Raw genomic sequence first — 926 nt, forward strand, 5'->3', positions numbered from 1 at the left:
CTGCAGCGCCGTGCCCGCGCCGGCGCCGCTGTTCAGCGCGCTGCTCAACTACCGGCATAGCCAGACGGAGGCAATGGTCGACAGCGCACCCGTCTGGCAGGGCATTGAACTCCTGTCGGGCGAAGAGCGCAGCAACTACCCGATCGTGTTGTCCGTGGATGATTTGGGCGAAGGCTTCTCGCTGACGGCGCAAACCCTGACGCCGGTGGCGCCGGAACGGCTGTGCGCCTTGATGCACACGGCGCTGGATAATCTGATCATGGCCCTGGAGACGGCGCCGGATACCGCCATGCGTCAGATCGGCGTGCTGCCGGAGGCCGAGCACCGCCAGGTGCTGTATGATTGGAACGCCACCCAGGCCGATTATCCCTGGGACTGCTGCCTGCATGAACTGTTTGAGATCCAGGCGTTGCAAACACCCGATGCCGAAGCCTTGGCTTGGGACGATGAACGGCTGACCTACGCCGAACTGAACGCCCGCGCCAACCGCTTGGCGCACCATTTGCGCAGTCTGGGCGTAAAGCCCGACGACCGGGTGGCGATCTGCCTGGCGCGCGGCTTCGAGTTGGTGATCAGCCAACTCGCCGTACTCAAGGCGGGGGCGGCTTATGTGCCGCTGGACCCGGCCTATCCCGAGGAGCGGTTGGCCTACATGCTGGTCGATAGCGCTCCGCTGGTGCTATTGACCGACAGCGGTCTTAAGGCCCGACTGGCTGATAGGTCAGCCGGCGCCAGGCTGATCGACCTTACTGCGGATGCGGCGCAGTGGGCTCATCAGCCTTCCGATAATCCGGACCTGGCCGTGGTCGGCCTGACGCCCCAGCATCTGGCCTACGTCATCTACACCTCCGGCTCCACTGGCCAGCCCAAGGGCGTCATGGTGCCGCATGCCGGCGTCATGAACCTGGTCAGCTGGCACAACCGGC

The 926-nt window shown here is 64.9% G+C and carries 1 protein-coding gene; it reads left to right on the forward strand.

The genetic code is table 11. From position 1 onward, the window contains the following. Nucleotides 1-926, forward strand: a 926-nt coding sequence (locus tag IT781_RS21950; protein ID WP_194972297.1) for an AMP-binding protein, incomplete at both ends; no start/stop codon positions are given.

The sequence above is a fragment of the Methylobacter sp. BlB1 genome (genome assembly GCF_015476545.1).
Classification (GTDB): domain Bacteria; phylum Pseudomonadota; class Gammaproteobacteria; order Methylococcales; family Methylomonadaceae; genus Methylobacter.